19 protein-coding genes are annotated in these 18,062 nt (G+C 70.8%); 7 read left to right on the forward strand and 12 right to left on the reverse strand.

Translation table 11 applies throughout. From position 1 onward, the window contains the following. Positions 1 to 95: 95 nt before the first annotated feature. The 3 genes from KTR66_RS19630 to KTR66_RS19640 all read right to left on the reverse strand — a co-directional run bounded on the left by KTR66_RS19630 (position 96) and on the right by KTR66_RS19640 (position 3,988). Entirely contained in the window at positions 96 to 2,180 is a 2,085-nt protein-coding gene (locus KTR66_RS19630) for a methyl-accepting chemotaxis protein (RefSeq protein ID WP_213615586.1), read from the reverse strand. Between the two features lie 113 nt (positions 2,181 to 2,293). After that, positions 2,294 to 3,247: a tripartite tricarboxylate transporter substrate binding protein gene (locus tag KTR66_RS19635; protein ID WP_213615588.1), complete on the reverse strand. Its 954-nt coding sequence runs from the start codon at positions 3,245 to 3,247 to the stop codon at positions 2,294 to 2,296. A 72-nt stretch (positions 3,248 to 3,319) separates the two neighbouring features. Then, positions 3,320 to 3,988 (reverse strand): alpha/beta hydrolase, encoded by a 669-nt coding sequence (locus KTR66_RS19640; RefSeq protein WP_213615590.1) that lies wholly within the window; start codon positions 3,986 to 3,988, stop codon positions 3,320 to 3,322. A 604-nt stretch (positions 3,989 to 4,592) separates the two neighbouring features. On the opposite strand from KTR66_RS19640, the gene KTR66_RS19645 reads away from it, so the two are divergent. Next, the gene (locus KTR66_RS19645; protein ID WP_213615592.1) at positions 4,593 to 5,081 is read left to right on the forward strand and encodes an Rrf2 family transcriptional regulator; all 489 of its coding nucleotides are present in this window, start codon (positions 4,593 to 4,595) and stop codon (positions 5,079 to 5,081) included. A gap of 22 nt (positions 5,082 to 5,103) precedes the next feature. Beyond that, positions 5,104 to 6,198, forward strand: coding sequence for a cysteine desulfurase family protein (locus KTR66_RS19650; RefSeq protein ID WP_213615594.1), 1,095 nt, complete (start codon positions 5,104 to 5,106; stop codon positions 6,196 to 6,198). Here KTR66_RS19650 and KTR66_RS19655 read toward each other — a convergent pair. From KTR66_RS19655 to KTR66_RS19685, 7 genes are all read right to left on the reverse strand, one after another. Then, a complete protein-coding gene (locus KTR66_RS19655) occupies positions 6,195 to 7,124 on the reverse strand; it encodes a 3-hydroxybutyryl-CoA dehydrogenase (protein ID WP_371819172.1) in 930 nt (309 codons plus the stop codon). The two genes, KTR66_RS19650 and KTR66_RS19655, sit on opposite strands and share 4 nt — an antisense overlap. After that, entirely contained in the window at positions 7,124 to 8,062 is a 939-nt protein-coding gene (locus tag KTR66_RS19660; protein ID WP_213615596.1) for an electron transfer flavoprotein subunit alpha/FixB family protein, read from the reverse strand. Before KTR66_RS19660 ends, KTR66_RS19655 begins: the two co-directional genes overlap by 1 nt. A gap of 1 nt (position 8,063) precedes the next feature. Beyond that, on the reverse strand, positions 8,064 to 8,813 hold the full coding sequence (locus KTR66_RS19665; RefSeq protein ID WP_213615598.1) for an electron transfer flavoprotein subunit beta/FixA family protein: 750 nt from the start codon (positions 8,811 to 8,813) through the stop codon (positions 8,064 to 8,066). A 95-nt stretch (positions 8,814 to 8,908) separates the two neighbouring features. Further along, positions 8,909 to 9,268, reverse strand: a complete 360-nt coding sequence (locus tag KTR66_RS19670; protein ID WP_213615600.1) for a helix-turn-helix domain-containing protein — start codon at positions 9,266 to 9,268, stop codon at positions 8,909 to 8,911. A gap of 434 nt (positions 9,269 to 9,702) precedes the next feature. After that, the gene (locus tag KTR66_RS25325; protein WP_371819173.1) at positions 9,703 to 10,224 is read right to left on the reverse strand and encodes a Smr/MutS family protein; all 522 of its coding nucleotides are present in this window, start codon (positions 10,222 to 10,224) and stop codon (positions 9,703 to 9,705) included. After that, positions 10,221 to 10,922 (reverse strand): LUD domain-containing protein, encoded by a 702-nt coding sequence (locus KTR66_RS19680; RefSeq protein WP_213615602.1) that lies wholly within the window; start codon positions 10,920 to 10,922, stop codon positions 10,221 to 10,223. Before KTR66_RS19680 ends, KTR66_RS25325 begins: the two co-directional genes overlap by 4 nt. Then, complete coding sequence (locus KTR66_RS19685; RefSeq protein WP_213615604.1) at positions 10,919 to 12,376, reverse strand: LutB/LldF family L-lactate oxidation iron-sulfur protein; 1,458 nt, start codon at positions 12,374 to 12,376, stop codon at positions 10,919 to 10,921. Before KTR66_RS19685 ends, KTR66_RS19680 begins: the two co-directional genes overlap by 4 nt. A 153-nt stretch (positions 12,377 to 12,529) precedes the next feature. On the opposite strand from KTR66_RS19685, the gene KTR66_RS19690 reads away from it, so the two are divergent. Then, complete coding sequence (locus KTR66_RS19690; protein ID WP_213615606.1) at positions 12,530 to 13,501, forward strand: tripartite tricarboxylate transporter substrate-binding protein; 972 nt, start codon at positions 12,530 to 12,532, stop codon at positions 13,499 to 13,501. A 38-nt stretch (positions 13,502 to 13,539) separates the two neighbouring features. On the opposite strand, the gene KTR66_RS19695 is transcribed toward KTR66_RS19690, so the two are convergent. Continuing rightward, positions 13,540 to 14,517, reverse strand: a complete 978-nt coding sequence (locus KTR66_RS19695; RefSeq protein ID WP_213615608.1) for an NAD(P)-dependent alcohol dehydrogenase — start codon at positions 14,515 to 14,517, stop codon at positions 13,540 to 13,542. Positions 14,518 to 14,576: 59 nt separating this feature from the next. Here KTR66_RS19695 and KTR66_RS19700 point away from each other — a divergent pair, with 59 nt between their 5' ends. Genes KTR66_RS19700 through KTR66_RS19715 form a run of 4 tightly spaced genes read left to right on the forward strand, consistent with a single transcriptional unit; the run spans position 14,577 to position 17,312 of the window. Further along, positions 14,577 to 15,500: a LysR family transcriptional regulator gene (locus KTR66_RS19700; RefSeq protein WP_213615610.1), complete on the forward strand. Its 924-nt coding sequence runs from the start codon at positions 14,577 to 14,579 to the stop codon at positions 15,498 to 15,500. Positions 15,501 to 15,535: 35 nt separating this feature from the next. Further along, on the forward strand, positions 15,536 to 16,219 hold the full coding sequence (locus KTR66_RS19705) for a DJ-1/PfpI family protein (protein ID WP_213615612.1): 684 nt from the start codon (positions 15,536 to 15,538) through the stop codon (positions 16,217 to 16,219). 53 nt (positions 16,220 to 16,272) lie between these two features. Continuing rightward, positions 16,273 to 16,911 (forward strand): histidine phosphatase family protein, encoded by a 639-nt coding sequence (locus KTR66_RS19710; protein WP_213615614.1) that lies wholly within the window; start codon positions 16,273 to 16,275, stop codon positions 16,909 to 16,911. Beyond that, a complete protein-coding gene (locus tag KTR66_RS19715; RefSeq protein ID WP_213615616.1) occupies positions 16,911 to 17,312 on the forward strand; it encodes a DoxX family protein in 402 nt (133 codons plus the stop codon). Before KTR66_RS19710 ends, KTR66_RS19715 begins: the two co-directional genes overlap by 1 nt. A gap of 99 nt (positions 17,313 to 17,411) precedes the next feature. Here KTR66_RS19715 and KTR66_RS19720 read toward each other — a convergent pair whose 3' ends face one another. Beyond that, positions 17,412 to 18,008 carry a LysE family translocator gene (locus tag KTR66_RS19720; protein WP_213615618.1) on the reverse strand — a complete coding sequence of 199 codons (597 nt, stop codon included), beginning with the start codon at positions 18,006 to 18,008 and terminating at the stop codon, positions 17,412 to 17,414. Positions 18,009 to 18,062 lie beyond the last annotated feature (54 nt).

An 18,062-nucleotide genomic window follows, 5' to 3' on the forward strand; every position in this document is an offset into this window, starting at 1 on the left:
CGGCGGCTGGGGCCGAAAGGCCCCAGACCCCAGGACTTCGGGCATTTCTTAAATGCAATGCGGGCGGCTGCGCGTGGCCGCCCTTGCCCCCCGCGTCACGCCGCCTTCACCTCCGCCAGGAAGCGGCCCAGCTCTGCCTGGGTGGAGGCCGCGTGGCGCGACAATTCGCCCGCCGCCTCATGCACCTGGCCCGCCGCGCGGCCGGTGGCGCCGGCCAGGTCATTCACCGTCGCTATGCTGTCGCTCACCGCCCGCGTGCTGGAGGCCACCTCCTGCACATGGCCGCTGATGGCGCGCGTCGCCCCCTCCTGCCGCTCGACCGAGGCGGCGATGGCGGAGGTGATCTCGCTCACCTCGCCCACCGTGCCGGCGATGCCGCGGATTGCCGCGACCGCGTCGCCCGTCGCGGCCTGGATCTGGCCGATCTGCGAGGCGATCTCCTCCGTGGCGCGGGCCGTCTGCTCCGCCAGCATCTTCACCTCGTTGGCGACGACGGCGAAGCCCTTGCCCGCCTCGCCCGCCCGCGCCGCCTCGATGGTCGCATTGAGGGCCAGCAGGTTGGTCTGCGAGGCGATCTGCCGGATCAGCGTCACCACCTCGGTGATGCGGTTCGCGCCGGCGGCCAGTTCGCGCACCACGCCATCGGTGCGGTGGCTTTCGGCAACCGCGGCTTCCACCACGCTGCGGGATTGGGTGACCTGGCGCGTGATCTCGCCGATGGAGGCCGTCAGCTCCTCAGCGCCGGCGGCCACGCTCTCGATGCCGCCGCGGCTGCTCTCGGCCGCGCGGGCGATGGCGCCGGCCTGCGCCTCGCTCTGCTCCGCCGTGCCGGTCATGGCGGCCGCATTGGCCTCCAGCTCGGTCGCGGCGGCGGCCAGCGCGCCCACCAGCTCACCGACCCGTGCCTCGAAGCCGTCGGTCGCGCGGCTCAGCGCTTCGGCCCGGGCGAGGCGGGCGGCCTGGGCCGCCGCCTGTTCGGCCGCCAGGCGCTCGCCCTCGATCAGGCCATCCTTGAAGCTCTGCACGGCGCGGGCGATGGCGCCGATCTCGTTCGCGCGGTCGCGGTCGGGGATCTCGACCGTGAGATCGCGCGCGGCGAGGCGCTCCATCGCGCCGGTGGCGCGGGCGAGCGGGCGGAGCACCAGGCGCTGCGTGGCGACGAGGCCGCCGGCGGCGAGCAGCAGCGCCAGCACCAGAAGGGCGATGCCGCCGGAAAGGCCCCAGGCGGCGCGGACGTTGCTGGCGCGCGCATGTTCGACCATCGCCTCGAAGGCGGCGTTGGGCAGGGTGTTCACGCTCGCCAACCCTGCGACCTGCGGATCGCGGAAGGCGGCCTGCTCCACCTCGGCGCGCTGGCCGCGCAGCAGGGCCGGCGTCAGGGCGTCGCGCTGGGCCGCCAGCGGGCCGGTGATCATCGGCGTCGCGGTCGTCATCGCCTCGCGCAGGGGGGCGGGCAGGAAGGCGGCCGCCTGCTGCAGTTGCGCCCAGCCGGCATCCACCTGGCCCTGGGCGCGCAGCGCGGCCCGCGCCTCCTCCGGCGTCCAGCCACGGCCGGCGCTGATGGCCGATGACATGGCGAGCGCCACATCGCCCACGGCGCTGCGCACCATCCAGCCGGCGCGCCGCATGGCGATCAGCTGATCCACCACGGGATCCTTGCCGAGCGCGATGTCCTCGACCGCCGCGGTGATGGCGAGCAGCGCATTGACTTGGCCCAGGCTGCCCTCGCCCCAGCGGCGCGAGAGATCCTGCGCGCGCTGGTCACGCGGCAGGCGAAGCCCGGCATCCACGGCCTGGCGCAGCTCCTGGACTGCGCTGCGCCCGCGCTCCAGGCGCTCTGCCTCCGCCGTGAGGCCCGAGGCGCGCAGCGCGGCGATGGCGCTGGTGGTCGCGGCCTCCGCCTCAGCGCGGCGCGGGCGGATGCGCGTGCCCTCCGGATCGGGGGCGGGGCCGGCCAGCGCGGTCAGGGTCTCGCCACGCTCGAGCCGCAGGGCGGCCGCGGCGCGGAACAGCTCCCGCCCGGCCTCGGCCATCTGCACGATGCGGCCCGCCTCGGTGTGGCGGTTCCAGGCGCGCAGGCTGAGCTCCGTGGCGAAGCCGAGGGTCAGGAGCGCAAGAAGGCCCATCACGGCACCCAGCAGGGTGCGGATGGAGAGGCCTTCCAGCGTGCGGCGAAACATGGGGAGCTCCGGTCGAATCCAGTTCGCCGGAGCCTAACGGCAGGGGGGTTACCCCGGGGTGAATCCGCGCCAAGCGTCGCCTGAGGGCGGGCGCTGCCTCCCGGGCGGGGGCCTCACTCCCGCCAGGGATGCTGGTCCCACAGCGCCTGGTAGTTGCGCCGCAGGGCCGTGAGTTCTGCCAGGTATTCGGGCGGTGCCAGGAAGCGCAGCGGCAGGTTCTGCTGCGCCGCGGCGGCCTGGAAATCGCTGTCGGCCACGGTGCGCTGGACGGAGAGCGCCAAGCGCGCCTGCACCTCGGGCGGCAGGCCGGCGGGGGCGGCCATGCCGCGCATGGAGCCCTCCACCACGTCGAAGCCGAGTTCGCGCAGCGTCGGCACCTCGGCCAGCGGCGCCCAGCGGGTGGCGCCCATCTGGGCCAGCGGCTTCAGCACGCCCTGGCGCATCTCGGCGATGCCTTCCGCCACATTCATCACCGCCACGGGGATCGCGCGGGACATGAGGTTCTGCTTCACCTGGGCCGAGCCGCCGAAGGGCACATGCAGGAAGCGCGCGCCGGATTTCCGCTCCAGCGCCAGCATGGCGAGGTGATCGTCCGAACCCACGCCGGTCGTGCCATAGCCGATGGTCTCGGGCTGGGCGCGGGCGGCGGCCAGCAGGGCGGCGAAGTCGTTGATCGGCGAATCGGCGCGGACCCAGATGCCGCCCGGATCATCCACGATGTTGCCGATGAGCGTGAAATCCTCGAGCCGGAAGCGCGTGCGGCGCTCGATCGGCAGGGTCACGATATGCGGCGTGTTGATGAAGCCGATGGTCAGCCCATCGGGCCGGGCGCGGGCCAGTTCCGTGAAGCCGATCTCGCCGCCCGCGCCGGGGCGGTTCATCACGACGACGGATTGGCCGAGGTCACGCTCCATGAATCGGGCGATGGTGCGGGCCGCGAGGTCGGTGCCGCCGCCGGCGGCGAAGGCCACGATCATCGTGAGCGGGCGGTCGGGCCGCCACTCTTGCGCGCGCGCGGGTGTCGCGAACAGCGCTGGCGTGGCGAGGAGGGCGCGGCGGGTCGTCATCGGCGGGGTCCGGTCAAGAAAAAGCCGGCCGCTGCGATGGCAGGGCCGGCTGGAAGTGAGTGCCTGTCAGGTTCAGTCGGCGGCCAGCGCCATCCGGCTGCGGTTCAGCACGGAGAGGACGTGGTCCTCGGCCATGCCGCTGATGGTCTCGACCTGCTCCGGCGTGAAGACATGGCCGGCGCCGGGGATGGTGCGGTAGTCGATGGCGACACCCTTCTGGGTGTTCAGCTTGTCGACCAGCTTCTGCACGCTGTTCACCGGAACCAGCTCATCCTCCTCGCCATGCAGGATCATGCCCGAGCAGGGGCAGGGGGCGAGGAAGCCGAAGTCGTAGTGGCTGGCCGGCGCGCTGATGGAGATGAAGCCGCCCATCTCCGGGCGGCGCATCAGCAGCTGCATGCCGACATAGGAGCCGAAGGAATAGCCGGCGGCCCAGAGCATGGAAGCATTGGGGTTCACCGTCTGCAGGAAATCGAGCGCCGCCGCGGCGTCGCTGATCTCACCGATGCCGCCATCATAGCGGCCCTGGCTCTTGCCGACGCCACGGAAGTTGAAGCGCAGGACGGAGAAGCCCATCGCCTGGAACTTGCCGTAGAGGCTGTGGACCACGCGGTTGTTCATCGTCCCGCCATGCAGCGGGTGGGGATGCAACAAAAGCGCGACGGGGGCGTTGGGGCGCTTGGCGTGGTGATAGCGGCCTTCGAGGCGGCCATCGGGCCCGGCGAACATGACTTCAGGCATCGTGTCCTTGTGTCCGTTTCTTCGGTTGGGCGGCGCGATGGGGCCGGGGGAGCCCCTTCGCACGGCCAAATCTGCGGCCAATGCCCCGCATCTGACCTGGCCGCTGCCCGTCTGCCTGGCCCCGACGGGAAAGGCAGACGGGCAGCAGCAGGCCCGCTTGGGCGATCCTGACGCGAAGTCTTGCCGCGGCATGCACGCTTGACGCGCGTCGCCACCGCCTGCACGCTCCCGGCCGCCATTCGTTTGTCCGGCGCACCGATCTCTGCACGGCCCCGCCCGAATTGTTGGATTTCGGTCGGAAAAACAATCGCTTCAAGAGTCGTTCCGGCTCAATCCGGCGCGACGCGCGCATCATACGCATTCGTGATTGCGTTTCATAATGGATTCACACGGCAACTTGCATGGCTGGGTCCGTCTCAGCGCATGGCATGCCAATTCGGATGCGGAATCTTTCCCGCGACAGGCTTTTTTGATGCAGACTGCACCGCGGCATCGGGTGATCCCGTGAAAATCGCGACCGCAAAGCGGCGCTCCGCCTCAGGCGCCCCTCCGCGATTCCGTTCGTGGCCGGCGCCCGAAGCGGTTTGAGGAAGGAGTGCAGGCCATGCGCCTGTCAACGCGCGGCCGATACGCCGTGATGGCGATGGTGGAATTGGCGGCCCGGCAGGACCGTGTCGTGAAGGCGGCCAATGCCAAGTCCACGCCGCCGGTGAGCCTGGCGGAGATCGCCGCGGCGCAGATGCTCTCCCTGGCCTATCTGGAACAGCTTTTCGGCCCGCTTCGCCGCGCGGGGCTCGTCGCTTCGGCGCGGGGGCCCGGTGGCGGGTATCGCCTGGCCCGCCCCGCCGAGCAGATCAGCATTTCCGACATCGTGGATGCGGTGGATGAGCCGATCCGCGCCACGCGCTGCGAGGATGGGGCGCCGGGCTGCATCGCGGGGCAGCGCTGCATCACGCATGACCTTTGGGCCGAGCTGGGCGAGCAGATCCGCCTCTTCCTCGACGGCCTCACGCTCCAGGATGTGGTGCAGGGCCGCGTGCTGGGCCGCGCCGTCGCGCCCCAGCCGGTGGCCGCGGAATTGACGCGCGTCTGATCCGGCGGGAAAGGGCAGGGCGATGACCCTGCCCCTCGACCTCGATGCCAATGCCACCGAGCCCCTGCGCCCGGCCGCGCGCGCCGCGCTGCTGGTGGCGCTGGAGGGCGGCGGCAATCCGTCCTCCGTGCATGGCGGCGGGCGCGCGGCGCGGCGCGTGATCGAGGCGGCGCGCCGAGCGGTGGCTGCGCGGTTCGCCGTGGCGCCGGGCGATGTCGTCTTCACCTCGGGCGGGACCGAGGCGAATGCGCTGGCGATTCACGGCCTCGGCGCCGGGCGGCGCATCCTGGCGGGCGCCACCGAGCACCCGGCGGTGCTGGCGGCCGCGCCGGGCGCCGCGATCCTGCCCGTGCTGGCGGATGGAACGCTGGACCTGGCGGCGCTGGAAGCGGGGCTCGCTTCGGGCGGGCCGGCGCTGGTCTGCGTGATGGCGGCGAACAACGAGACGGGCGTGCTGCACCCGCTGGCGGAGATCGCGGCCCTGTGCCGCGCCCATGGTGCGCTGCTGCATGTGGATGCGGTGCAGGCGGCGGGGCGGATGGCGCTCGACCTGGCATCCTGGGGGGCGGCGAGTGTCGCGCTCTCGGGCCACAAGCTGGGCGGCGTGCCAGGCGCGGGCGCGCTGATCCTGGCGCCGGGGCTGCATCTGCCTGCGCTGATCGCGGGCGGCGGGCAGGAGCGCGGACGGCGCGGCGGGACCGAACCGCTGCCGGCCATCGCCGCCTTGGGCGCCGCGCTGGAGGAAGGCTACGAAGCGCCGCGCATCGTGGCCCTGCGGGATGCCATCGAGGCGGGGCTGCGGGCGCTCGATCCGCGCATCGTGATCGCGGGCGCGGGGGCGGCGCGGCTGCCCAACACCACGCTCGCCGTGCTGCCCGGCGTGGCCGCGGAGACGCAGGTGATCGCGCTCGATCTCGCGGGCGTGCGGGTTTCGGCGGGGGCGGCCTGTTCCTCGGGGAAGGTCACCGCCTCGCCCGTGTTGCGGGCCATGGGCTTCGGGGCGGAGGCGGGGAGCGGCATTCGCATCTCGCTGCCCTGGAACGCGCCGGAGGAGGCGCCGGGGCGCTTCCTCACGGCCTATGCGGCCATGCTGGGCCGCGTGAAGCGCGCCGGTTAGCGCGTGGGAACCGGCGGGTCCTGGCTGTAGTCGTAGAAACCGCGGCCCGTCTTGCGGCCATACCAGCCGGCTTCCACGTATTTCACCAGCAGCGGGCAGGGGCGGTACTTGCTGTCAGACAGCCCGTCATAAAGCACCTGCATGATGGAGAGGCAGGTGTCGAGGCCGATGAAGTCGGCCAGCTCCAGCGGGCCCATCGGGTGGTTCGCGCCGAGCCGCATGGCGGTGTCGATCGAGCGGATGTCGCCCACGCCCTCATAGAGCGCATAGACCGCCTCGTTGATCATCGGCACCAGGATGCGGTTCACGATGAAGGCGGGGAAGTCCTCGCTCGTCGCGGTCTGCTTGCCCAGGCGCTTGGCCAGCGCGTCCACCGCGCGGAAGGTGGGCTCATCCGTCGCGATGCCGCGGATGATCTCGACCAGCTTCATGATCGGCACGGGATTCATGAAGTGCATGCCGATGAACTTCTCGGGCCGGTCCGTGCCGGCGCCGAGACGCGTGATCGAGATGCTGCTGGTGTTGGACGCCACCATGGCCGAGGGCTTCAGATGCGGCACCAGCGCCTTGAACACCTCGCGCTTGATGGCTTCCTTCTCGGTCGCCGCCTCGATCACGAAATCCGTGCCGCTGAAGCTCGCATAGTCGGTGCTGGTGGTGATCAGCGCCAGGGCCGCATCGCGCTGCTCGGGCGTGATCAGCTGGCGAGCGATCTGGCGCTCCATGTTGCGCGCGATGGTGCCGAGCGCCTTGTCGAGCGCAGCGGGGCTGATGTCCACCATCGCCACGGGGATGCCCGCCAGCGAGCAGACATGGGCGATGCCATTGCCCATCTGTCCCGCGCCGATGATGCCGACCGAGGCGATCTCGGGGATGTCGAGCAGGGCGTCCGGCATGTCGGCGCTGCTGGCGATGCGGACCGACATCAGGCGGGCTTGCCGAGTTCGGCTTCGAGTTCGGGCAGCGCCTTGAACAGGTCACCCACGAAGCCGTAATCGGCCACCTGGAAGATCGGCGCCTCCTCGTCCTTGTTGATGGCGACGATGATCTTGCTGTCCTTCATGCCGGCGAGATGCTGGATCGCGCCCGAGATGCCGACGGCGATGTAGAGATCCGGCGCCACGATCTTGCCGGTCTGGCCGACCTGGTGGTCGTTCGGCGCATAGCCCGCATCCACCGCGGCGCGCGAGGCGCCGACGGCCGCACCCAGGAGATCCGCCACCTTCTCGATGAGGTGGAAGTTCTCCGAGCTGCCCATGGCGCGGCCGCCGGAGACGACGACCTTGGCGGCGGTGAGTTCGGGGCGCTCGCTCTTGCTCACCTCGGCGCCGATGAAGCTCGACGTGCCGGGATCGGCGGCGGCGGCGACGGCTTCCACCGCGGCGCTGCCGCCCGTGGCGGGCACCGGGTCGAAGCTCGCGGCGCGGATGGTCATGACCTTCTTCGCATCGCTGCTCTTCACCGTCGCCAGCGCGTTGCCGGCATAGATGGGGCGCACGAAGGTATCGGCATCCACCACGCCCGAGACATCGCTGATCGGCTGCACGTCGAGCAGGGCGGCGACGCGCGGCATCACGTTCTTGCCGGCGGCGGAAGCGGGCGCGACCAGGTGGTCATAGCCAGGCGCCAGATGCACCAGCAGCGCGGCCAGCGGCTCGGCCAGGCGGTTGGCCAGCGACGCGTCCTCGCAGAGGAGGACCTTGGCCACACCCGGCATGGCGGCGGCGGCGGGCGCCGCGCCGGCGGCACCCTCGCCCAGCACCAGCACATGGACTTCGCCCAGCTTGGCGCAGGCGGCGACGGCGCTGCGCGTGGGCTGCGAGACGGCCTTGCCGTCGTGGTCGGCGAGAAGGAGGACAGCCATCTCAGATCACCTTCGCTTCGTTGCGGAGCTTCTGCACCAGCTCCTGGATCGAGCCCACCTTGGCGCCGGCCTGGCGCTTGCCCGGCTCCTCCACGCGCAGCACCGTCAGGCGCGGCGTCGGGTCCACGCCGAGATCGGCGGGCTTCACGGTATCAATGGTCTTCTTGCGCGCCTTCATGATGTTGGGCAGCGAGGCGTAGCGCGGCTCGTTCAGGCGGAGGTCGGCCGTCACGATGGCGGGGAGCGTCAGCTTCACCGTCTCGAGGCCGCCATCCACCTCGCGCGTGACCAGGATCGAGGCGCCCTCGATCTCGACCTTGCTGGCGAAGGTGCCCTGGGGCCAGCCCATCAGCGCCGCCAGCATCTGGCCGGTGGCGTTCATGTCGTCATCGATGGCCTGCTTGCCGAGGATGACGAGGTCCGGCGATTCCTTGGCGATGATCGCCTTCAGGATCTTGGCGACGGCGATGGGCTCGAGCGTGCCATCATGCTCGACCAGGATGCCGCGATCAGCGCCCATGGCCAGCGCGGTGCGGATCTGCTCGGCCGCCGCGGCGGGGCCGGCGGAGACCGCGATGATCTCGGTGGCGATGCCCTTTTCCTTGAGGCGGACCGCTTCCTCGACGGCGATCTCGTCGAAGGGGTTCATGGACATCTTCACGTTGGCCGTCTCAACGCCGGTGTTGTCCGCCTTCACGCGGACCTTGACGTTGTAATCAACCACCCGCTTGACCGGGACGAGGAGCTTCATGGCCGGTTGCGCCTTCTTTCCTGACTGGCTTTGCTGCACTGCCGAATGACGGGCGACCCTAGCCACGCCGTGGGGGGAGGGCAAGGGAGCACCCCTTAATCTGGGGGGCTTTCCAGAAGGGCAAGGATGGCGGCGACCCGCGCCTCCGGCAGGTCCCGGATGGTCCGGGCGAGGCGATTGGCCAGTTCCGTGGCCAAGGGCGAAAGCCCGGCCGTGTCCACCACCACGCGCGGATGGGAGAGGCGCGCGAGACGCACCAGTTCCTCGGCATCGTCCCAGATCAGGCCGAAATGCTCATTCACCTGGTGGATGAGGCCGGCTGAGGGGCGGCCGCGCTTGCCGTGCTCCAGCGCCGAGAGATAGGCGGGCGAGACATGCAGCGCCGTCGCCAGCTCGGTCAGCGAGATGCCGTGCTGGTCGCGGAGTTCGCGGAGGCGTTTGCCGAAGGGGGTCATGCCTTGGTGCCCTCAGGCGCCGGGCGCGGCCTCCGGCCGCTTGGCTTCGCGCCGCGGCTGGTGCTTCGGCGGGCGGGGCGGTCTGGGCGCGCCGGCCGCGTTGCGGCCGGATGCGTGGGGGGCGGTTCTGCGTTTCCCGGGGTCATGCCTTGGTGCCCTCAGGCGCCGGGCGCGGCCTCCGGCCGCTTGGCTTCGCGCCGCGGCTGGTGCTTCGGCGGGCGGGGCGGTCTGGGCGCGCCGGCCGCGTTGCGGCCGGATTCGTGGGGGGCGGTTCTGCGTTTCCCGGGGTCATGCCTTGGTGCCCTCAGGCGCCGGGCGCGGCCTCCGGCCGCTTGGCTTCGCGCCGTGGCTGGTGCTTCGGCGGGCGGGGCGGTCTGGGCGCGCCGGCCGCGTTGCGGCCGGATTCGTGGGGGAGGGCGTTCCGTCTTCCGGGCTCACTTCACCCTCCGCAGCAGCAGGTGCACCGCGCCCGCATTCGCCTTGTGCGGATGCGCGGCGCCGAGGATCAGCGGGCGCAGATGCGGCGCGTTCAGCCAATGCGGGAGCTCGCGGCGCAGCACGCCGCCCTCGGCGCTGCTGCCCTTGCCGGTGACGATGCAGACCACGCGCGTGCCATCCGCGTGGCACATCTGCAGGAAGCTCTCGACCGCCTGGTGGGCGCGGGCGGCCGTCATGCCGTGCAGGTCGAGCTTGCGCTCGGGGCGCATGGTGCCGCGGCGCAGGTCGCGCCAACGCTTGGCGTCCAGGCCCGAAGGCTGCGCGCCGACGCTGATCTCGGGCGGCGGCAGGCGCGGCTTGGGGATGGGCGGCGGCGGCTCGGCGGCGCGGGGCGGCGGCGTGATGGTGATGGCGGGCGGCGCTTCCGGCATCGCGCGCCCCGGCAGCGGGCGGATGGTGCGGGCGACGGCGGCCCAGACGGCCTTGTCCTCGGCCGAGAGGCCGCGCTTGCGCTTCACGCTTTTGCCGCGGGGTCGTCGTCCACCAGGATGATGTGCAGCGCGCGCGGCCCATGCGCGCCGAGTTCCAGCGTCTGCTCGATATCGGCGCTGCGCGAGGGGCCGGTGACCCACATGATGTTGCGCGGCATGAAGCCGCCGGTCTGCTTGTCCGTCCGTTCGGCGCGCAGCAGGTCCCAGGCCTCTTCATAGGCGCCGACGACGCGGCTCGCGCGCAGCACCACCATCTCGGTGTCGGGCAGCAGGTTCAGCGTGGTGGGGCGATGCGGGTCGGAGGGGAGCATGAGCGTCCCGGTCTCGGCCACGCCGGCATAGCCGTGCTGGAGGCTGACGAGATCCGTGGGTTCGCCCTTCCGCGTCTCGACCTCCAGCATCGGGTGGTCGGCCCATTTGATGCGCTTGAGCTCGGGATGCGGCGCCATGGCGAAGCGGGCGGGGAGGTTCTGCGCGGCGAGGTAGTCGGCCACCGCCTGGGGGATGGCGGCGAAGTTCGGCACACGGGCGACGGTGCCGAATTCCTTCTCGACATTGCGGATGAAGAGCGCGATCTGCTCGGGCCGCCCAACGCGCGAACGCGCGGGGATGAGATGGCGCGGATGGGTGGCGAGGCGCCCTTCCAGCATGGCGCGCTGGTCGGCCGGCAGCGGGCCGCGCTTCAGGCCGCGCCGGATGGCGCCGAGGATGGCCTCCTTGCTCATCGGCCGGCTCCCCCGCGCGGGACGCGCGAATCTGAATGATTGCGTTGGCGCTTCGCGTATTCATCCATGAAGGTGCGGCCCTGCGGCACGGGCAGGTCCCGCCCCTCGGTCCAGCCTTGCGCGAGCGGCAATGACTTGAACGCACCCTTTTTGCGGCCGAGCCACCCCAGCGCGCCGATGCCGAGGCGCGAGGCCAGGCGATACATCCCCGGGCGCTTGGCGAACCAGGCCCAGATGCCGAGCCCGGTGCGGACGCCGCCAGGCTGCAAATGCCGTTCGAATTCGCGCTCGCGCCAATGGCGCATGAGCTTGGGCAGCGGGATCTTCACCGGGCAGACGCTCTCGCAGCGGCCGCAGAAGGTGCTGGCATTGGGCAGGTGGCCCGCTTCCTTCACGCCGATCAGGCTGGGCGTGAGCACGGAGCCCATGGGGCCGGGATAGACCCAGCCATAGGCATGGCCGCCCGTGGTGCCATAGACCGGGCAATGGTTCATGCAGGCGGCGCAGCGGATGCAGCGCAGCATCTCCTGGAACTCGGTGCCCATCATGTTGGAGCGGCCATTGTCCAGCAGCACCACATGGTATTCCTCCGGCCCGTCGAGATCGCCCTTGCGGCGACCGCCGGTGGAGAAGGTGGTATAGACCGAGAAATCCTGCCCGGTGGCGGAGCGGGCGAGGACGCGCAGCAGGCTCGTCGCGTCCTCCAGCGTGGGCACCACCTTCTCGATGCTGGCGAGCGCGATATGCACGCGGGGCAGCGTCTGCGTGAGGTCGCCATTGCCCTCATTGGTGACGATGACGCTGCTGCCCGTCTCCGCGATCAGGAAATTCGCGCCGGTGATGCCGACATCGGCGGCGAGGAATTTCTGGCGCAGGCGGGTGCGCGCCTCGGTCAGGATGTCGCGGCGCTCGTGGAAGACGCGGTCGGGGTCGAGGTCGGTATGGGCGCGGCGGAAATCGGCCTCCCAATCCTCGCGGTTCAGGTGGAAGGCCGGCGCGATGATGTGGGACGGGATCTCGCCGCGCAGCTGGATGATGTATTCGCCGAGATCGGTCTCGACCGGCGTGATGCCGTGCGCTTCCAGATGGTGGTTGATCCCCATCTCCTCGGAGATGATGGACTTGCCCTTCGTCACCGTCTTGGCATTGGCCTTGCGGCAGATCTCGAGCACGGCGGCGCGGGCCTCCTCGGCCGTGCTGCACCAATGCACATGGCCGCCGGCGCGCTCCACGTTCTCCGCGAATTTTTCCAGGTAGAAATCGAGGTTGGCGAGGGTGTGGTTCTTGATGTCCCGCGCGGTGTTCCGGAGCTGCTCGAATTCCGGCAGGCCGGCGACGGCGGCGGCGCGGCGTTGCAGGAAGGCGCCCTTGGCGGTGCCGAGCGCCTTTTGCAGCCCGGCATCGGCCATGGCCTTTCGGGCGTTTTCCTTGAATTGCGGGGAGGTGCTGTTCATGCGCGCCATCATGCCTGTCGCCCGAGGGGAATGCTTCGGGCCGGGGAGAGTTTAACAGCAACCGCGCCATAACGGGAGGCTTCCCCCATGCCGCGCGTCGGGCCAAGCTTGCGGCCGAAGCCGGGCGAACCGGCGCCGACACGGGAGACGACCATGCAACGCCGCCAGCTGCTGACCGCCGCCACGCTTCTCGCCACGCCCGGAATCGCGCGCGCGCAGGCCGGATGGCGGCCGGACCGGCCGATCCGCGTCGTCGTGCCCTATGCGCCGGGCGGGACCACGGATGTGGTGGCGCGGATCATGTCGGAGCCCGTTTCGCAGATCATCGGCCAGCCGCTGGTGGTGGAGAACCGGCCCGGGGGTGCCGCGGGGCTGGTGGGCACGGATTTCGTGGCGAAATCCACACCGGACGGGCACACCATCATCGTGCACAGCAATGGCCACGCCATCGCGCCCGCGCTGGTGGCGCGCATGCCCTTTGATCCGGTGGCGGATTTCGCCGGCGTGAGCATGTGCGGGCGGGTGCCGCAGGTGCTCTGCGTCAATCCGCGCCTGCCGGCGCAGAACCTGGCGGAGCTGCTGGCGCTGATCCGCGCTAATCCGGGGCGGTATCACTTCGCCTCGGCCGGCATCGGCACCGCGGTGCATCTGGGCGGCGAGATGTTCCGCGCGGTCAATCAGCTCGACATCGCGCCGGTGCATTATCGCGGCGGCGGGCCGGCCATGCAGGGCGTCATCACGGGCGAGGCGCTGTTCACGGTGGACCCGATCGCCTCCGCGCTGGGGCATATCCGCGGTGGCAATGTGCGGGCGCTGGTGGTCGCGGGGGCCGAGCGCGCGCCGACGCTGCCGGATGTGCCTTCGGCCAGCGAACTCGGCATGCCGGAATTCGCGGTGGATGCCTGGATCATCGCCATGGCGCCGGCACGCACGCCGGCGCCCGTCGTGGCGGCGCTGAACGCGGCCTTTGCCCAGGCCCAGCGCCAGGCGGCGCAGCGCCTGGCCGAGCAGGCGGTGATGCCGATGCCGGACCTGAACACGCCCGAGCAGATCATGGGCTTCGTGCGCAGCGATATGGCGCGCTACGCCGCCGTGATGCGCAATGCCGGCATCCGGCCGGAGTAGAGCATGATCCGCTGAGGCGGCGTCGCCGAAGCGGGCCATCATCCTCCTGAGAGGATTTCGATGACCAGGGCTCCCTGCTTGCGTCCGGAATCCACGAGGGCGTGCGCGGCGATGATCCCGGTGAGCGGCATGCGGTGGCCGATCACCGGGCGGATCGCGCCCTGTTCGACCAGGTCGCGCAGCGTGAGAAGGTCAGCCTGGCGGCCGGGCGCGTAGCCGCAGAGCACGCGCGGGCCAGGGCGGAGGCGGGATGCCAGCATCAACCCCATGTCGCGCGTGCCGAAATTCACGAAGACATGGCGGCCCCGCGGGGTGAGCACGCGGCTTACGGCCTGGGCGCCTGTGCCGCCCACCGCATCCAGCACGATGTCGTACCGTGCGGCGCCGGCCGTGAAATCCTCCGCCGCGCGGTCCAGCACCACATCCGCGCCGAGGCTGCGCAGCAGCAGCCCGTGACGCGCGGAGGCCACGGCGGTGACCGTGAGGCCGAAATGCCGCGCGAGTTGCACGAGATGCACACCCACCGCGCCGCCTGCGCCATGGATCAGGATATGCTCGCCGGTGCGGATTTGCGCCACGTCCCGCAGGAAGACCAGCGCGGTCAGGCCGCCGAAGGGCAGGGCCGCGGCCTCGGCGTGGCTGAGGCCGGCGGGCTGGCGCGCGATGCAGCCGGTCTCGGCCATGACGAGGCATTCCGCATGGGCGCCGCGCGGGGCGAGGCCGAAGACGCGGTCGCCGATCGTGAAGCCGGTGACCTCGGCGCCCAGCGCCTCCACGACGCCCGCGAATTCCATCCCCGGGATGGGGTGCCGCGGGCGTGTGAGGCCGTAGGCCAGGCGCAGCGGCAGCCAGAAGATTCCCGCGCCCTGGCAGCCGCGCAGACGCGCATCGCCGGAGGTGACGGTGGTGGCATGGACGCGGATCCGGATCTCGCCGGGGCCGGGCTCGGGGATCGGCGCCTCGCCGAGGGTGAGGCTTTCGGGGGCGCCATAGCGGCGCCAGAGGACGGCTTGCATGCGGCAAGCTCTAGCCAGCGCCCCTGCATGCGAAAATTGCGGGAATCTGTATTTGGTTTATGCGTATTCGTATGGATTGGCGCAGCGCCCGCTTCGATTGGAACCACGCAAGGGCCTTCCTGGCGACGGCGGAGGATGGCTCGCTCTCCGCCGCGGCGCGCACACTCGGCATCACGCAGCCCACCTTGGGGCGCCAGGTGGCGGCGCTGGAGCGAGAACTCGGTGCCGTTCTCTTCGAGCGGGTGGGGCGCGGGTTGCGCCTGACGCCAGGGGGCGAGGCGCTGCTGACCCATCTGCGTGCCATGGGGGAGGCCGCGGGGCGCTTCTCATTGGCCGCCGCCGGGCAGGCGGAGAGCATCGCCGGGCGCATCCGCATCACCACCACGGATGTCTATGCGGCGCATCTCCTGCCGCCCGTCATCATCCGGCTGCGGGCGCAGCATCCGGGGATCGAGGTGGAGATCGTCGCCCAGAACAAGCCCACCGACCTGCTGCGGCGCGAGGCGGATATCGCCATCCGCAACTATGCCTCCACGCAGCCGGATCTGGTCGTGCGCAAGCTGCGCGATGATGCGGGGCATTTCTACGCGACGCCGGCCTATCTGCGCTCGATCGGCGAGCCGCGCGATGCGGCGGGAATGGCGCGTGGCGTCTTCATCGGCTTTCCCTCGCCCGAGATGATGGCGGCGGCGCTCCAGGCGCGCGGCTATGCGCTGACGCCCGCGCATTTCCCCATCACCTGCGAGAACCACCTGGTGCAGTGGGAATATGTGAAGCAGGGCGCCGGCATCGGGTTGATGACCGAGGCGGTGGGCGATGCGGAGCCGCTGGTGCGCCGCGTGCTGCCGCGGGCACCCGCGATCCGCTTCCCCATGTATCTCGCCGCGCATCGCGAATTGCAGTCGAGCCGGCGCATGCGCGTGGTGTTCGACGCGCTGGTGGCCGCCCTCGCGCGCTCCCCCATGGACGTGGCCTTGCCCTGACGTCACACTTGCGCCCTTTCCAGGGAGCGACGCGCATGGCCCATCTCAACATCGGCAGCCTGATCTTCGACGATCTGGACCAGGTGGACCTCACCGGCCCGCATGAGGTGCTGTCGCGCCTGCCGGATTCCACGTGGAAGATCTATGCGAAGAGCATGGCGCCGGCGCGCGACATGAAGGGCCTTCGCATCCTGCCCGATGCGACGCTGGAGGAGGCCCCGCCGCTCGACGTGCTGCACCTGCCGGGCGGCTTCGGCGTGGATGCGGCGATGGCGGACCCCGTGATCCTCGAATGGGTGCGACGCCAGGCGATGGGCGCCAAGGCGGTCTTCACCGTCTGCACCGGCGCGCTGCTGCTGGGCGCGACCGGCCTCTTGCGCGGCAAGCGGGCGACCACGCATTGGGCGAGCCACCACATGCTGCCCATCTTCGGCGCGACCGCGGTCAATGAGCGCGTGGTGGAGGACGGCAAGTTCGTCACCGCGGCGGGCGTGACCTCGGGCTTCGACGGCGCCTTGCACCTGGCTGCCAAGCTCTGCGGCCCCGAGGTGGCGCAGGGCATCCAGCTCTACATGCAATACGACCCGCGCCCGCCCTTCGATGCCGGGACGCCGGAGACAGCGCCGGCGGCGCTGGTCGCCTCGACGCGCGCGGCCATGGCGGCGGTCCTGGAGCGGCGCGAGAAGGCGGTGCGCGCCGTGGCGGCCAGCTTCACCTGAATCATTCCGGGAAAGGATTGCGGAGCGGCAATCTTTCCCCCATGTGGCATGGCATGACGCCTCGCCTGATCCTCCTCGCCCTGCTCCTCCTGGGTCTTGGCGCCCCGGCCGTCCGGGCCGAACCCGGCCTGCTCGCCGCCCTGCGCGAGGGGGGGCTCGTCATCTTCCTCCGCCACGCCGAGACGGGCAGTTCCGCGCCGGACCAGATGAATGCCGTGCTGGGCGATTGCGCGACCCAGCGCAACCTGGACGCGACGGGCCGCGCCCAGGCGGTGGCGATCGGCGCCGCCTTCAGGGAGCTGGGCATTCCGGTCAGTCGCGTGCTGGCGAGCCCCTATTGCCGGACCCTGGAGACCGCAGCGCTGGCTTTCGGCCGGGCCGAGCCTGAGATGGGCCTTTCCCTGCCGCGCCACGTGGATGCGGCGGCGCATCGCGCGATGGGCGCCGCGCTGCGGCAATTGCTGCCGGAGCCGGGTTTCGCGGGAAACTGGGTCCTGATCGGCCATTCCTACCACATGATGGGCGCGGGCGGCCCGGCGCCGCAGCCCCAGGGGGCCGCCGTGGTGCTGCGGCCGGAGGGTGAGGGCCGCTTCGCCGTGCTCGCCATGCTGCCGCCGGAGGGCTGGGCCTGGCTCGGCCGTCAGCGCGTTGCCGCGGCAGCGGCGCCTCCCACGACGGCGGAGGTCCGCTGATGCCCGCCACGGCTCCCTATGCGGCCTTGCTGCTGCGCGTGACCATGGGCGTGCTGTTCCTGGCGCATGCGTTTGTCTGGAAGATCTGGACGGCGGGGATGGTGCATGTGGTGCCCTGGTTCGTCAGCCAGGGCTATCCGGCCTGGTTCGCTTGGTTCGTGACCGGGCTGGAGGCGCTGGGCGGCATCCTGCTCATCCTGGGTTGGCAGACACGCTGGGTGGCGCTGGTGCTGGCCGGGCTGATGGCAGGGATCGTGCGCCAGCAATTCGGCAATGGCTGGATCTACAGTTCGACCCATGGTGGCTGGGAGTATCCGGCCTTCTGGACCATGGCGCTGATTTCGCTCGCACTGCTCGGGCCGGGGGCGTTTGCGTGGCGCGGGCGTTCCCGCGCTGTCTAGAGCATTTTCAAGCCAGGCAGCTTTGCTTGGCGACTCGGAAAATGCGTGAAAACAATATGCTGGAGCCGTTTCACCGTCTTTGCTGGCGGTGAAATGGCTCTAGTCCAAGGCCAGTGGCAGCAGGCTGAGCACCAGCAGCACCGCCATCACGATGTTGAAGGCGCGCAGCTTGGCACCCTGGCCCAGCCAATGTCCCGCCGCGCGGCCGATCCAGGCCCAGAAGAGCAGGCAGGGCATGGAGACCAGCGCGAACACCGCCGCGATCACCAGCGCCTGCGGCAGGATGGGCTGGCCCGGCACGGTGAAGGCGGGCAGCGCCGCGAGGGCGATCATCCAGGCCTTGGGGTTCACCCATTGGAAGGCGGCGGCACCGAAAAAGCCGAGCGGCGGCCGGGCGGGTGTCTCGGGCGCCGCTCCGACCGGCGCGCTCGCGATCTTCCAGGCCAGCCAGAGCAGCCAGGCGGCGCCGAGGGCCTGCATCGCGCGGTGCAGGCCGGGGATCTGCGCGAAGGGCAGGCCGAGGCCGAGCGCGACCGCCACGATCATGGCCGGAAAGCCGATGGTGATGCCCAGCATGTGTGGCATGACGCGCGCGATGCCGAAGCGCGCGGCGCTGGCCGTCACCATCAGCGTGTTGGGGCCCGGCGTGCCCGAGGTGGCAAGCGCGAAGCCGATCAGGGCGAGGGCGTATTCCATGCCGTGGAGCCTCGCTGGTGGCGGGCCGATATGTCAAATGCACTGACGTAATGG

This window comes from Roseococcus sp. SDR (assembly GCF_019083995.1).
Lineage (GTDB): Bacteria > Pseudomonadota > Alphaproteobacteria > Acetobacterales > Acetobacteraceae > Roseococcus.